Source organism: Kitasatospora sp. NPDC059408 (genome assembly GCF_042751525.1).
Classification (GTDB): Bacteria; Actinomycetota; Actinomycetes; order Streptomycetales; family Streptomycetaceae; genus Kitasatospora.
This window is the reverse complement of sequence record NZ_JBHYWI010000001.1, coordinates 284,989-298,952: the sequence shown is the minus strand read 5'-3', so window position 1 is coordinate 298,952 and position 13,964 is coordinate 284,989. Positions and strand designations below refer to the sequence as shown.

Sequence of the window (13,964 nt, the reverse complement as noted above, 5' to 3'; positions counted from 1 at the left end):
GAGCGGTGAGGACCGACCCGCGCATCCGGCACTGCAGGCCGGTCGCCGGCCGGTCCGATCGGGCGGGCGGCGCGTCACGGTGATCCGTGACGGCGGTCCGTTGACCGCTGTCCGTGACGGCCGGCCGTGACGGCGAGCTGCGACGGAGAGCCGTGACGGAGAGCCGTGGCGGCGATTCATCACCAATCACGACGAACCATGTTCCAGAGTTCCAGGGGGGAACCGGACTGTGCACGAAATGACTGTGGGGGCGGCTGCGCGCGCCCGGACGGCCTCGCGCCCGCGGCGCGGTGGCGGGGCGACGGTGCCGCCGGCGATGGCGGCCCTGTCGGAGCGGGTCCCCGGCGGGGTCCGCCGGGGCGAACTGGACCTCGGCGGCCGGGTGCTGCGCTGGGTCGAGGCGGGCCAGGGAGGGCCGACCGTCGTCCTGGTGGCCGACAGTGGCGCGCCGGCGCTCACGTGGGCGCCCGTACTGCCCGAACTCGCCCGGTTCGGACGGGTCGTGGCGTACGACCGGGCCGGGCTCGGTGCGAGCGACTTCGACGCGGGCCTCACCCTGGATACCCAACTCGCCGACCTGGTCGCCCTGGTGGAACACCTCGGCGACGGCCCGTGCGTGCTGGCCGGACAGGGCTGGGGCGGCCTGCTCGCCCAACTCGTCGGCTGGCAGCGGCCGGAGCTCGTCGGAGGCCTGGTCCTGGTGGATCCGGTGCACGAGGAGTTCCACGCGCCGGCCGTCCGCGCCGCCGAGGCCGCGATGGTACGGATCGGACTGCTCCGGTCGGCCTTCGCTCCCGGTGCCGGGGCCGTCCGCCCGGGCCGCCACCAGTGGCGCACCGCCGTCGCCGAGAACCGGCTGATGACGCTCGCCGTGCCCGAGATCCGGCGCCGCCGCTCCGCCGCGCGCACGACCGACGTGCCGGTGGCCGTCCTCAGCGCGACCGAGGGCCTGCCGGCGGTCCTGCGCACCCGCTGGACGATCCTGCAGTCGCGCATCGCCGAGCGCGCGACCCGCGGCACCCACATCGTCGTGCGCGGCGCCGGCCACGTCATCCACGCCGACGACCCCGGGGCCGTGACGGCAGCCGTGCTGGAAGTCGCGGAGCACGCCCGGCAGTCGGCGCGCGCCTGAGGCGACGGGTTCCTCGGGTGGCGCGCCCGGGGAGGCGCCGGCCGCGTCCGGGACGGCGGGCACACGCGGTTCACCGAGGGGCCCGGTGCGCCGGGCGTGACCGCTGCGCCGCGTGCGCCCCGGTACGCCCGGTGGCTCCCGGTGCAACCCGTGTGCCCCGGTATGCCAAGCGTGTGCGAAACGCCCTTGTCACCGGAGGAAACCTGCTCGTACGGCGGGTGATGACGCCGCGGCACCCTCTGGCACACTGTGTGCCCGAAGGCCCGCTGGGGAGGGTCATGACATCTGGGGGCAGGGGATGACGGGACGGGGGACCGTGCTCGGCGGGCGCTACACGCTCACCGAGCGGATCGGCGGCGGGGGCATGGGCACCGTCTGGCGGGCCGAGGACGGCGTGCTGGCGCGCCAGGTCGCCGTCAAGATCCTGCACTCGGCGCTGTTCGAGGACGGCACGTTCGTCCGGCGCTTCCGGCGCGAGGCGCAGATGGTCGCCGCGATCGACCATCCCGGGATCGTCGACGTGTACGACTACGGCGAGAGCGGTTCGGGCGGCCGCGGCGCCTCCGGCGGCACCGGCGGCACCGGCCGTGCGGACGGCCCGGAGGGCGAAGGAGCCGCCACCGGCGGGGCCGCCGCCGACGACGGGGACGACGGCGAGCGCTGCGCCTACATCGTCATGGAGCTGATCGAGGGCCGCCCGCTCGACCAGGTCCTCGCCGCCGACGGCCCGATGTCCCCCGAGCGCGCCTTCGCCCTGCTCGCGTCCGCGCTGGACGCCCTGCAGGCGGCCCACCGCCAGGGCATCGTCCACCGCGACATCAAGCCGTCGAACCTGATGGTGCGCGCCGACGGCCACGTCACGATCACGGACTTCGGCATCGCCCGCGCGGTCGCCAGCACCAAGATCACCGCCTCGCACGCGATCATCGGCACCGCGCTCTACATGGCGCCCGAGCAGGCCGAGGGCAAGGGCGGGGTCGCGCCGGCCTCCGACCTGTACTCGATCGGCGTGGTCGGCTACGAACTCCTCACCGGGCGGCCGCCGTTCGAGGGCGAGAGCGTGCTGGAGGTGGCGCTCAAGCACGTGCGCGAGCCCGCGCCGGAGCTGCCCGCCGCGTTCCCGCCCGCGGTGCGCCTGCTCGTGACGAGGGCGCTCGCGAAGAAGCCCGAGGACCGCTACGCCGATGCGGCCGCGATGGCCGCCGCGGCCCGGTCGGCGATCGGCGCCCCGGGCGCGGACGTCGTCCCGGAGGAGGTGGTGGCGCGCGCCCGGGCCGCCGCTGCCGCAGCCGCTGCGGCCGCCGCCGCCGATGAGGAGGCCGAGGCGGGTCCGGTGGGCCCGGCGGGTGCCGTAGGCAAGAACGGCCGGCCGGGGAAGGAAAGCGGCGGTAGCGGCGGGGGAGCGCCGAACGAGGTGGCGAAGGTGGGCCCGCAGCAAGCCACCGAGCCGGGGCGGCGCCGGTCGCGGCGCGCGATGCTGGTGCCCGTCATCATCCCGGTCGTCATCTCGATGGGCACGGCGACCGTCCTGCTCGTCGACCGCGGCCCCGGCGGCGCGGACGCCCACACGCCGCCCGGCGCGCAGCCGACCGTCGCGACGGCCCCGGCGACGCCGGGCGCTCCCGGCACGACGGGGACGGACACCACGCCGACCCCGTCCGCGGCGGCCACGACGGCCACCCCGCCCCCGGCCGACACCCCGGGTGCGTCCGCCGCCCCCAATCAGCCGCCGAACCCGGCGAGTCAGCCGCAGGTGCCCGTTCCGGCGCCCGGCAGCGGCGGCAACGCGGCTGCGTCCGGTGGTGGCCGGGGTACCGGCAGCGCGTCCGGCGGTGGTGCGTCCGGTGGCAGCGCGTCGGGTGGCCAGTCGAATCCGTCGGGCGGCGGCGGTGGGGGTGCGGGCGGCACCGGCAACCAGCCCGCCAACAACGGCAATCCCCAGCCCCAGCCCCAGCCAGGTGGCGCGGCGGGCGGCGCGGCGGCGGGCGGTGGCGGTGGCTCGCCGTCCGGCGGTGGTGCGCCCGCCGGTGGCGGATCGGCCTCGACGCCGACCAATCCCAGGCCGGCCGGGTGCGGCGGGAGCGACTGGGTGACCATCGTCAACGTGCGGTACGGCCTCCCGCTCGGGCTGCAGAACGACAACCTGTCGGCCGGCAACCCGGCGGTCCTGGGCGGAGCTTCGGCGTACGGCTGGATCGCCACGCTCGGAGCGGGCAACTACACCAACTACAACGCCTGCAACAAGAGCGGCCCCCTGCTCGTCCAGAACATGGACGGGATGGGCCCCGGTTCGACCGCCACCGTCGCGCTGAATTCCGGGTGGAACCCCCTGAGCGCCTGGGTCGTCCGGCCCGCGAGCGCCGCTGGCACGTACACGCTCGCCGAGAACGGCGGGGCGCGGTGCCTGACCGGAAACGGTTCGGGCAGCCCCGTCACCATGACGGCGTGCACCGACGGTCTGGCAGCGCAGCAGTGGCGGCTCACGAGTGGCTGACGCGGCGGAGGTCGGGGGCAGCTCCGGCGGCTGCTCCGGGGGCTGCGACGAGGAGGAACCGCGGCCGCCCGTCGCCGGGATGACGATCAGCGTCCGGACCCGCCGCGACGTCGTGGTCGTCGATCCGGAGCGCTTCCTGGCCGCGGCCCGGGCGGCGTTCCGCGAGCTGTACCCGGGCGCGACGGAGCAGGACGCCCGCCGTCACGTCCTGGACGTGACGGACGCGGTGGACGTGCTGCTGGAGCGCGACGGCGTCCTCGCCCCCGGGCTGCGGGACGCGGGGGCCGGCAGGTGCGGGCCGCTGCCCGGACGCCGCGTCCTCGACCGGCCCGACGGTCTCTCGCCCGCCGGCGAGATCCAGCAGATCGTCCTGGGCGACCCCGAGCCCTTGCAGGACATCGTGCTCTCCCAATTCGCCGAGGGCCGCGACCTGTTCGCGCTGCCGCCGACCGAATGACCGGACGGGGGCGCCCCGCTCGCTGCACCAGGCGGGGTAGCCGCGCCCTCGGGAGTCGTTCCGGCAGCATTGGTACGGACCATCGCGGGAAATCTCAATGATTCCCCAACTCGCCGACTGCGCACCGGAGTCGGGCGAACACGCAAGTCAGCGGGGCTAGCAGACGCCTCGACCGCGAACAAGCGCGACCGGTGGCGGGACCTCGCCAAGCGGATGTCAAGACTCCGTATCGAAAGTTTTACAGGCGTGTAAAACTCGCCCGGCAACCCGTCATCTCCCGTCGGTGGAACGGCCGGTGTGGCATCGGCCCAGGCCGGCGGACATCGTTCGAGTGGTAACCCACTGCAAGGGCGGGTGGAATTCCCCGGTTTGTCCGTGTCGCTGGATGTCCGTCAGGTTGGCGGGACCTGGCCACTTGATGAAGTAGACCTGTCAAAACGCTTGTCGGGTTGTCATGCTTTTTGACAGCCCCCGCCGGCAGCCCCCACCCCCACCCCTCGGTGGTCTGCCGTTCGATCGCAACGGGGCCCAGTACGCCAGTGCCCGTCCCGCCCCACAGGTGCCGACCCCGGCCCCCGGGACGCGGTGCGACCGCGCACAGACGCGGTTTCCCGGAAGGACTCGTACGTGAAGCGAAAGCTCGCAGCCGTCGCCGTGCTCTCGGCCACGGCCCTGCTGACCGGCGTGATCCAGGTGAGCACCACGGCCGCGCAGGCCGCCCCGACCGCCGCGCTGCAGGCGCAGGCCGCCCACCAGCACGCCACCGTGCTCGCGGTGGCGAACGGCGAGGCCGGCCCGCTGGCCAAGCAGCTCGCCCTCGGCGACCAGGAGAAGCTGGTCGCCAAGGACGCGGTGATCGACGCCGACGGCACCCGCCACCTCCGCTTCGAGCGGACCTACGCCGGCCTGCCCGTCATCGGCGGCGACCTGGTGGTCCACCAGGCCAAGGACGGCGCGGTCAAGTCCGTGAACAAGGCGGTCGCGGCGCAGCTGAGCCTGCCGAGCCTCACCCCGCGGATCCCGGCCGACAAGGCCGCCGACAACGCGGCGGGCGCGGTGCGCGCCACCGTGGGCGTCACGCTGGACGCCGACGAGTCCCCGATGGCCGACGTGCACCAGGCCGGTGCCGCCGAGCTGGTCGTCTGGGCGAGCGACGGCAACCCCCGCCTGGCCTACCGGGTCCAGGTCGAGGGCACCCGCGCCGACGGCACCCCGAGCCGCCAGGTCCTCGTCACCGACGCGGCCACCGGCGCGGTGCTGTCCACCCACGAGAAGATCGAGACCGCGGCCGGCACCGGCAACGGCGTCTTCGTGGGCAACGTCCAGCTCAACACGGCCCAGAGCGGCTCCTCGTACTCGCTCAAGGACGACACCCGCGGCGGCCAGTCCACCAGCGACATGAGCAACGGCACCAGCGGCAACGGCTCGCTGTTCGCCAACAGCACCAACAGCTTCGGCGACGGCACCGCCGGGAACCGCGAATCCGCCGCCGTGGACGCCCAGTTCGGCGCCGCGACCACGTGGGACTTCTACAAGTCCACCTTCAACCGCAACGGCATCCGCAACGACGGCGTCGGCGCGGCGAGCCGCGTGCACTACGGTTCCAACTACGTCAACGCGTTCTGGAGCGACGACTGCTTCTGCATGACCTACGGCGACGGCCAGGGCGACACCCACCCGCTCACCGAGATCGACGTGGCCGGCCACGAGATGACGCACGGCGTCACGGCCGCGACCGCCGCGCTCAACTACTCCGGTGAGTCCGGCGGCCTCAACGAGGCCACCTCCGACATCATGGGCACGATGGTCGAGTGGTACGCCAACCTGCCCTCGAACCCGCCGAACTACTGGATCGGCGAGCTCATCAACCTGAACGGCGACGGCAAGCCGCTGCGCTACATGGACCAGCCGAGCAAGGACGGCTCGTCGGCCGACTACTGGTCCGCCGACGTCGGCAACTCCGACGTGCACTTCTCGTCGGGTGTGGCGAACCACTTCTTCTACCTGCTGTCCGAGGGCAGCGGCGCGAAGTCGATCAACGGGTTCGACTACAACAGCCCGACGTACGACGGCTCGACGCTCGCGGGCATCGGCCGCGACAAGGCGGCCCAGATCTGGTACCGCGCGCTGACCACCTACTTCACCTCCACCACCGACTACGCGGGTGCCCGTGCGGCCACCCTCAGCGCGGCGACCGACCTGTACGGGGCGAACAGCGCCGAGTACAACGCGGTCGCGGCCACGTGGACTGCGGTGAACGTCAACTGACGATACGTCAGGTGAGTGGCGTGGGCCGCGGTGCGGTGACAGTGGTGCGGCGACCGCGGTGCGGTGACGCGGGACCAGTGAAGCTGGTGCTGTGATGCAGGTGCGTTGATGCAGGTGCGTTGATGCGGTTGCGGTGATGCAGGAGGGGACGCGGTGTTCCCCGGCGGGGGCGGCGGTGGGATGACCACCGGCGCCCCCGCTGCCGTTTCACGCGGCGGGCGACGCGGCCTTCGCGGCAACGGGCGCGGGCGGCGTCGAGTGCCGGCGCCGGAATCGGTGCTCGGTCGCGGTGCAGGCGGTGAGGACGAGGGCGGCCGCCGCGGCGGCGGCCGTGACCGCGAAGGGAGCGCCCGGCGAGAAGTGGTCGGCCGCCCAGCCGCTGACGAAGGTGCCCGCCGACTGGGCCAGGATGAGCGCGCTGACCAGTGCTGCCATCGCCTCGCCGAGACGGGCGGCCGGCACCGTGCGCTCGACCAGGCCGAACATCGTGATCATCTGCGGCGCGACGGCGACCCCGAGGAACCCGACGGCCGCGGTGAGCGCCACGAGGCTCCCGTCCGCGAAGAACAGGACGCAGGAGGCGGTGAACAGCAGCGCGGTGCCCGCCCGCAGGCGCGGCGGCAGGCCCCAGCGGGCGGGGAGCGACGCGGTGGCGATGCCCGCGATCGAACTGGTGCAGCCCAGGAATCCGTACAACAGCCCTGCGGAACCCGGCCGGCCCAGCGCCTCGGTGGTGGCGGTGATGCCGACCTGGACCGAGCCGAAGCAGGCGCCCAGCAGCGCCATCCCGGCCATGAGGAGGAGGTAGGGAGTGTTGAACAGGCGCTCGGCGGACTGGGATTGGGCGTGGACCGGGGTCGGCACGCCGGTTGCGGCGGTTGCGGCGGTCTCGGCGGTCGGGTGCAGGGCGAACAGCGTGGCGCAGACGCCGGACAGCACGGCAGCGGTGAGCATCCCGGCGGACGGGGAGACGGCGGTGGCGAGCATGCCGACGAGTGCCGGGCCGGCCGTGAAGCTCACCTCGTCGACGATCCCGTCCAGCGCCAGCATGGCCGAGGTCAGCTCCGGTTCACCGGCCGACAGCCGGACCCAGCGGCTGCGCGACAGCGGGCCGACCAGTGGGACGGACAGGCCGGTCAGCGCGGCGGGCGCGATCTGCCAGCCGAGCGCGAGCCCGTGCTCGGAGGCGGCGACCAGGGCGACCAGGGCGGCGGCGTTGACCAGGGCGGCGGCCAGTCCGACCGTGCGCTGCCCGCGCCGGTCCGCCAGCCGTCCGACGATCGGACCGCCGATCGCCTGACCGCCCGCCAGGGCCCCGGCCACCAGCGAGCCGGACCACACGCTGCCGGTGTTCCGGCTGACCAGCAACAGGGTGCCGATCGGGCTCATCGCGTTCGGCAGCCGGCCGAGCAGCGACCACAGCAGCACCCGGCTGCCCGTCAGTTGCGTTGCCATGCGGAAGTTCACGGCCACGGACACGGTGCAGGCCTCCTCTGCGGAACCGGTACGGGCGCCCGCCTCCCGTCTCCGGCCCGACCAGGTGACAGCGACCTGCGGGTGAGCCTAGACGGTAGAGGTGACGGCGGTGTGACGGTAATCGTTTGATCACCCGGTGGAGTCGAAGGGTGGGGGAGGGGTGATTGGAGGAGTGGCCAAGGGGGGGTGAGGGAGGTGAGGGGGCGGTGGTGGGGCGGGCGACGGCGAACAGGTAACAGATGACAGATTTCAACATCTGTTACCTGTTACCTGTCATCTGTTCGCCGCCGGCGGTTGGCTGTCGCCCGTCACCCCTGTCGCCCATCAGTCGCCCACGAGGTCCTTCCGGATCTGGTCGAGGACCAGCCCGGCTCCCGTGTACCCGATGCCGAGCATCCACAGCCCGTCGTCCACCTGGAACACCCGGCCGTTGCGGACGGCGTCGAGGTTCCTCCACAGCGCACCGCCCAGGATCTTCGGCTGGTCGGACTTCGCGGCGTCCCCGTACACCGAATAGAAGATGACGTCGGCCGCGGCCTGGTCGACCTGCTCGGGGCTGATCTCCAGCGAGAACCCGGGCTTGTCCTGGTTGGCGGGCCGGCCGACCCCGAGGTCCTTGAACAGCGATCCGACGAAGGTGTCGTTCAGGTAGAGCCTGGTCGGCGCGCCCGCGAGGAAGCGCGCCATCTCGACCCTTGTGGCGGTGGCCTTGGCCGGTCCGCCGAGCGCGGTGATCAGATCCCGCACCTTCGCCTGGTACGCGGCCTCGGCCGTCGCTGCCTCCGCTTGCCGCCCCAGCGCCTCGGCGTGCAACCGGACGTTCTCCTTCCAGCTCGGTCCGGTGGTCCTGGACAGCACCGTGGGTGCGATCTTGGCCAGCTGGTCGTACCGCTTGTCGTCGCGCACCTGGTTGCTCAGGATGAGGTCCGGTCGCAGCGCGGCGATCGCCTCCAGGTTGGGCTGGCCGATGGCGCCGACGGCCTTCGTGTCCGCGAGCCGGTCGCCCGGGAGGTAGGCGGGGAAACCCGCGCCGTCGCTGACGGTGGTCGCGCCGACCGGGATGATCCCGAGAGTGACGGCCGAGTCGAGCGCGTCCGTGTCCAGCACGACCACGCGGGAGGCCCGGGCCGGCACGGTGCTCTCACCGCGCGCGTGCCGTACCGTCCGCGTGCCGGCCGAGCTCGCCGCCCGTGACGGACTGTCGGCTCCGCAGGCGGCGAGCGCGAGGCCCGGGGAGAGTCCGGCGGCGAGACCGAGGGCGGCGCGGCGGCTCAGGTGTCCGGGCATGGGCGGCTTCCTCCGGCGACGGTCCAACGGGCGGGCAGGGCGCGGGAATTCCTGCCCGTCACGCGTGCGCGCTACGCGTCGGAGCCGCTGCCGTCCTCGCTGCCGTCCTTGCCGCAGCTCTCACTCCCGCTCTCACTCCCGTCCTCGCTCCCGTCCGAGCCCTCCGCGCCGTTCTCCCTTCGGTGGCGCAGCAGTTCGTCGTACTCGGCGTGCACGCGGCGGTCCATCGCGAGCGCGAACTGGGCGTCCGCGACCGTCCGGGCCAGCGGGCGGACCCGCAGGATGCGCTCGGTGAGGCGGGCGGCCTCGCCGGGGGGCAGCGGGGAGTCGGCGGACAGCGCGCCGAGGATGTGGTCGGTGACGACGTTGATGAAGATCTCGGCGATCGCGTCGACGTGCGCCTGGGTGCGCCGGCTGGCGTCCAGGACGGCCGACAGCGGTACGCCCTCCGCGACCAGCGCCGTCGTGGCGTCCATCAGGCGGCGGCTGATGTGGGTGATGCCGTCGTCGGTGACGGTGATGTAGCCCTGGGCGAGGGATTCGGCCGTGTTCTCCTCGGTGAGCTGGTCGCCGAAGCCGTCCTTGAGCTCGTCCCAGGTCAGGCGCACCGGCGTCTCGTCCGACCAGGGCGCGATGATGGCCGCTTCCAGGCCGATCAGTTCCGCGACGTCCCGCCCGCTCTCGCCGGCGCCGATGAGTTCGGTGATGCCGCCGAGGGTGTGTCCGCGTTCGAGCAGCTCGCCGATCATGCGCAGGCGGGCCAGGTGCTCCTCTCCGTACCAGGCGATGCGGCCCTCTTTGCGCGGCGGTTGGAGCAGTTTGCGCTCGCGGTAGAAGCGCAGCGTGCGGGTGGTGATGCCGGCCGCTTCGGCCAGTTCCTCCACCCGGTACTCGCGTTTTCTGTCGTCCGCAGCAGCTCTGGCCTTGTCCACGGCGATCAGCATAGGACGGTCCGCCGCGGTCGCCGCCGGAATCGGGGCGGTCGGCCGTCTTCCCAGCGCTGTCGGCAAGGGCTACCCTGCCAACCATGCCAGTGATTGCTGGCATGGTTATCGGGATTCCGGGCAGAACGTCCGGGAGAGTTCCTCTTGGGCGGAGAGCACGCGACCGCCCCCACCCTCAGGAGGACGCCGCATGGCATCCAGCACCAAGCGCCCCCGGCCCGGCGCGTCCGCCGCCCCCGAGGCGTCCGAAGCCGCCGAAGGCGCCGGCGCTGTCGAAGCGGCCGAGGCCGTTGCGCTCGTCGAGGCCGTCGCGTTCGCCGGCGACGTCGAGGTCGTCGAGGTCGTCGACGAGGAGGCGGCCGAGGCCGTCCCGCACGTCCGGGTGGCGGTCGTCGGTGCCGGCTTCGGCGGCCTCGGTGCCGCCGTCCGGCTGCGCCGGGCCGGGATCACGGACTTCGTCGTCCTGGAGCGCGCCGACTCGGTCGGCGGCACGTGGCGCGACAACAGCTACCCCGGGTGCGCCTGCGACGTCCCCTCGCACCTCTACTCCTTCTCCTTCGCGCCCAACCCCGAGTGGCCGCGCAGCTTCTCCGGCCAGCCCGACATCCGCGCCTACCTGGAGAAGGTCGCCACGGTCTTCCGACTCCGCCCCCACCTGCGCTTCAACGCCGAGGTGCTGGAGGCCCGCTGGGAGGGTGAGCACACGCGCTGGCGGATCACCACCACGGCCGGCACGTGGACCGCCGACGCCATCGTCTCGGCCTCCGGTCCGCTCGCGGACCCGCAGATCCCCGACCTGCCCGGCCTGAGCGCATTCACCGGCAAGGTGTTCCACTCCTCCCGCTGGGACCACGACTTCGACCTGACCGGCAAGCGCGTCGCGATGGTCGGTACCGGAGCCTCCGCCGCCCAGATCATCCCGTCGATCCAGCCGAAGGTCGGAAAACTGACGGTCTTTCAGCGGACGCCCGCCTGGGTCCTGCCCCGTCGTGACCGCGAGATCACCCAGCTGGAGAAGTGGCTGCACGGACGGTTCCCGGTGACCGGCAAGGTCCGCAGGGGGACGCTCTTCGCGCTCCGCGAGCTCCAGGTCGACGCCTTCGTCCGCCGGCCCGGCCTGCTGCGCGCCGTCCAGCGGCTCGCCGAACACCACATCGCCCAGGGCGTCCCCGACGCCGCGCTGCGCGCCAAGCTCACGCCGGACTACCGGATCGGCTGCAAGCGCATCCTGCTCAGCAACACGTACTACCCGGCGCTCGCCGCCGCCAACACCGAGGTCGTCGCCTCCGGCCTGCGCGAAGTGCGCGGCTCCACGCTGGTCGCGGCCGACGGCAGCGAGCACGAGGTGGACGCCATCGTCTTCGGCACCGGCTTCCACGTCACCGACATGCCCATCGGGGCAAGGGTGTTCGGCGCGAACGGCACCAGCCTGGCCGAGGAGTGGAAGGACGGCATGGAGGCGCTGCGCGGCTCGACCGTGCGCGGCTTCCCGAACCTGTTCTTCGTGATCGGCCCCAACACCGGCCTCGGCAACAGCTCGATGATCCTCATGATCGAGTCCCAGCTGAACTACGTCGTCGACGCGCTCACCACGCTCGGCTCGATCGGTGCCGCCGCCATGCAGCCGACCGCCCGCGCCCAGCGCCAGTGGAACCTCGAACTCCAGCACCGGATGGACCGCACCGTCTGGTCCACCGGCGGCTGCCACAGCTGGTACCAGGACCAGAACGGCAAGAACACCGTGCTGTGGCCCGGTTCCACCACCGCGTTCCGCCGCGCCACCCGCAAGGTCGACCTCGGCGAGTACGAGCTCATCATGCGCGCGACGCCGGCCACCGCGTCCGACTCGGCGCAGGCCATGACTGCCCAGGGAGTGTCAGCATGAGTCCGCAGCTTTCCCCCGACTGCGTACCGCCCACACCTGTCGAGGAGTTGGCCGTCCGCTCCGCCGACGGGCTGCGCCTGCACGTCGAGATCCACGGCCAGCCCGGGGCGCCGACCATCGTGCTCGCCCACGGCTGGACCTGCTCGACCGCCTTCTGGGCGCCGGTGATCCGCCAACTCTCCGACCGCTACCGGCTCGTGGCCTACGACCAGCGCGGTCACGGGCACAGCGAGATCCCGCCGAGCGCGGCCCGCTACTCCACCCGGGCACTCGCCGATGACCTCGCCGCCGTCCTCGCCCGGACGGTCCCGGCCGGGGAACGGGCCGTCCTCGCCGGCCACAGCATGGGCGGGATGACCATCATGGCGGCCGGCGGACGGCCCGAGGTCGCCGAACGCACCGCCGCCGCCGTCCTCGTCTCCACCGGTCCCGGGCGGCTGCTCGACGAACTCGCCGTCCTGCCCGAGTCGTTCCGCCCGGCCGGGCTTCGCCGGTTCCTGCACGGCCGACTGCTCCACTCCCGGATGCCGCTCGGTCCGGTCTCGGCGGTCAGTCGCGCAGCGCTCAAGTTCGCGACGATGGGGCCGGATTCGGCGCCGGGCCGGGTCGAGGCGACGGCCCGGATCGTGCACGCCTGCCCGACCACCGTCCGCGCGCGCTGGGCGGGTGTCCTCGGACGGCTGGACGTCTTCGCCGGACTCGGCCGCCTCGCCGCGCCGACGTCGGTCATCGCCGGCACGGCGGACCGGCTGACACCACCGGTCCACGCTCACCGCATGGTCGCCGAACTGCGCGACCCGCAGGGGTTGTTGCTGCTTCCCGGGGTCGGTCACATGTCGCCGTTGGAACGGCCGGTCGAGGTCGCGGCGGAGATCCACCGAATGGCCGTGGCCCATCTGACTGCGGACAGCGGTCCCGCCGCCGATTCCGCCCCCGGTTCCGTCTCCGGTTCCGGTTCCGATGATTTCGACTCCGAGAGGAGCGTCGTCGCATGAACGCCATACCGCCGTTGTCCGCCCAGGTCGTCGTCGTCACGGGGGCCGCCCGTGGTGTCGGCGCGTCGCTCGCGCGCAAGCTCGCGCGCCGCGGGGCGAAGGTCGCGCTGCTCGGGTTGGAGCCGGCCGAACTCAAGGACGTCGCCGCCCAGTGCGGCCCGACCGCGACCACGTGGGAGGTCGACGTCACCGACCTCGACGCTCTCGATGACGCCGCCCGGCGGGTCAAGGAGCATTACGGCCGGATCGACACCGTCGTCGCCAACGCCGGGATCGCCATCGGGGGGCCGTTGGTGGACAGCGACCACCGGGCGTTCAGCCGGGTGATCGAGGTCAACCTGCTGGGCAGTGTGGCCACCGCGCGGGCGTTCCTCCCCGCCCTCATCGAGAGCCGCGGCTACCTGCTCCAGATCGCCTCGCTCGCCGCCCTGACGCCGTCGCCACTGATGAGCGCGTACTGCGCGAGCAAGTCCGGGGTGGAGGCGTTCGCCCACTCGATCCGTGGCGAGGTCGCCTACCAAGGGGTCAAGGTCGGTGTGGGGTACCTGAGTTGGACCGACACGGACATGGTGCGCGGTGCCGACGAGGACGTCGTTCTCAAGCAGATGCGCAGCCGCCTGCCGTGGCCGGCCAACAAGACCTACCCGCTGGAGCCGGCCGTGGACCGGATCGTGGCCGGCATCGCCCGGCGCTCCGCGCACGTCTACGCCCAGGCCTGGCTGCGCGGTATGCAGCCGGTCCGGTGGCTGCTGCCGAGCCTCATCGCGGTGGTGGGCTCCCGAGACGTGGCCAAGCTGGCCCCGCAACTGGCCGCGACCGCCGCCTCGCGCCTGCGCGCGGTCGGCGCGGGCGGAGCGGCTGACACGGTGGCGCGCAGTTCTGACAGTGGTGCACGGGCCGACGGTTGACGGTCGGCTCGTGGTGAGGGGCTCGGGCGCGGGGTAGTGGCGAGCGACGGGTAACAGATGACAGCTGACAGATAACAGATTTCGAAATCTGTTATCTGTCAGCTGTTCGTCGTCGCCG

Annotated in this window: 10 protein-coding genes; 7 read left to right on the top strand and 3 right to left on the bottom strand. The window is 72.9% G+C overall.

Annotated features, from left to right (window positions below; genetic code table 11):
* Positions 1-316: 316 nt before the first annotated feature.
* The 4 genes from ACFXDE_RS01245 to ACFXDE_RS01230 all read left to right on the top strand — a co-directional run bounded on the left by ACFXDE_RS01245 (position 317) and on the right by ACFXDE_RS01230 (position 6,351).
* On the top strand, positions 317-1,132 hold the full coding sequence (locus tag ACFXDE_RS01245; protein WP_380489579.1) for an alpha/beta fold hydrolase: 816 nt from the start codon (positions 317-319) through the stop codon (positions 1,130-1,132).
* A 298-nt stretch (positions 1,133-1,430) separates the two neighbouring features.
* A complete protein-coding gene (locus ACFXDE_RS01240) occupies positions 1,431-3,626 on the top strand; it encodes a protein kinase (protein WP_380489577.1) in 2,196 nt (731 codons plus the stop codon).
* Complete coding sequence (locus tag ACFXDE_RS01235; protein ID WP_380489575.1) at positions 3,619-4,083, top strand: hypothetical protein; 465 nt, start codon at positions 3,619-3,621, stop codon at positions 4,081-4,083. The genes ACFXDE_RS01240 and ACFXDE_RS01235 overlap by 8 nt, the downstream gene beginning before the upstream one ends.
* Before the next feature lie 627 nt (positions 4,084-4,710).
* The gene (locus tag ACFXDE_RS01230; protein WP_380437216.1) at positions 4,711-6,351 is read left to right on the top strand and encodes a M4 family metallopeptidase; all 1,641 of its coding nucleotides are present in this window, start codon (positions 4,711-4,713) and stop codon (positions 6,349-6,351) included.
* 207 nt (positions 6,352-6,558) lie between these two features.
* Here ACFXDE_RS01230 and ACFXDE_RS01225 read toward each other — a convergent pair whose 3' ends face one another.
* From ACFXDE_RS01225 to ACFXDE_RS01215, 3 genes are all read right to left on the bottom strand, one after another.
* Positions 6,559-7,806, bottom strand: a complete 1,248-nt coding sequence (locus tag ACFXDE_RS01225) for an MFS transporter (RefSeq protein WP_380489573.1) — start codon at positions 7,804-7,806, stop codon at positions 6,559-6,561.
* Between the two features lie 345 nt (positions 7,807-8,151).
* Positions 8,152-9,114: an ABC transporter substrate-binding protein gene (locus ACFXDE_RS01220; protein WP_380489571.1), complete on the bottom strand. Its 963-nt coding sequence runs from the start codon at positions 9,112-9,114 to the stop codon at positions 8,152-8,154.
* Positions 9,115-9,185: 71 nt separating this feature from the next.
* Positions 9,186-10,046: a MerR family transcriptional regulator gene (locus ACFXDE_RS01215; protein WP_380489569.1), complete on the bottom strand. Its 861-nt coding sequence runs from the start codon at positions 10,044-10,046 to the stop codon at positions 9,186-9,188.
* A gap of 202 nt (positions 10,047-10,248) precedes the next feature.
* On the opposite strand from ACFXDE_RS01215, the gene ACFXDE_RS01210 reads away from it, so the two are divergent.
* Genes ACFXDE_RS01210 through ACFXDE_RS01200 form a run of 3 tightly spaced genes read left to right on the top strand, consistent with a single transcriptional unit; the run spans position 10,249 to position 13,846 of the window.
* The gene (locus ACFXDE_RS01210) at positions 10,249-11,943 is read left to right on the top strand and encodes a flavin-containing monooxygenase (protein ID WP_380489567.1); all 1,695 of its coding nucleotides are present in this window, start codon (positions 10,249-10,251) and stop codon (positions 11,941-11,943) included.
* Positions 11,940-12,938: an alpha/beta fold hydrolase gene (locus ACFXDE_RS01205; protein WP_380489565.1), complete on the top strand. Its 999-nt coding sequence runs from the start codon at positions 11,940-11,942 to the stop codon at positions 12,936-12,938. Before ACFXDE_RS01210 ends, ACFXDE_RS01205 begins: the two co-directional genes overlap by 4 nt.
* On the top strand, positions 12,935-13,846 hold the full coding sequence (locus ACFXDE_RS01200) for an SDR family oxidoreductase (protein ID WP_380489563.1): 912 nt from the start codon (positions 12,935-12,937) through the stop codon (positions 13,844-13,846). Before ACFXDE_RS01205 ends, ACFXDE_RS01200 begins: the two co-directional genes overlap by 4 nt.
* The last annotated feature ends 118 nt before the right edge of the window (positions 13,847-13,964 follow it).

Coding starts and splice junctions, on each gene's coding strand:
- ACFXDE_RS01245 (WP_380489579.1), top strand. CDS start 317: ATGGCGGCCCTGTCGGAGCGGGTCCCCGGCGGGGTCCGCCGGGGCGAA.
- ACFXDE_RS01240 (WP_380489577.1), top strand. CDS start 1,431: ATGACGGGACGGGGGACCGTGCTCGGCGGGCGCTACACGCTCACCGAG.
- ACFXDE_RS01225 (WP_380489573.1), bottom strand. CDS start 7,806: ATGGCAACGCAACTGACGGGCAGCCGGGTGCTGCTGTGGTCGCTGCTC.
- ACFXDE_RS01220 (WP_380489571.1), bottom strand. CDS start 9,114: ATGCCCGGACACCTGAGCCGCCGCGCCGCCCTCGGTCTCGCCGCCGGA.
- ACFXDE_RS01210 (WP_380489567.1), top strand. CDS start 10,249: ATGGCATCCAGCACCAAGCGCCCCCGGCCCGGCGCGTCCGCCGCCCCC.
- ACFXDE_RS01205 (WP_380489565.1), top strand. CDS start 11,940: ATGAGTCCGCAGCTTTCCCCCGACTGCGTACCGCCCACACCTGTCGAG.
- ACFXDE_RS01200 (WP_380489563.1), top strand. CDS start 12,935: ATGAACGCCATACCGCCGTTGTCCGCCCAGGTCGTCGTCGTCACGGGG.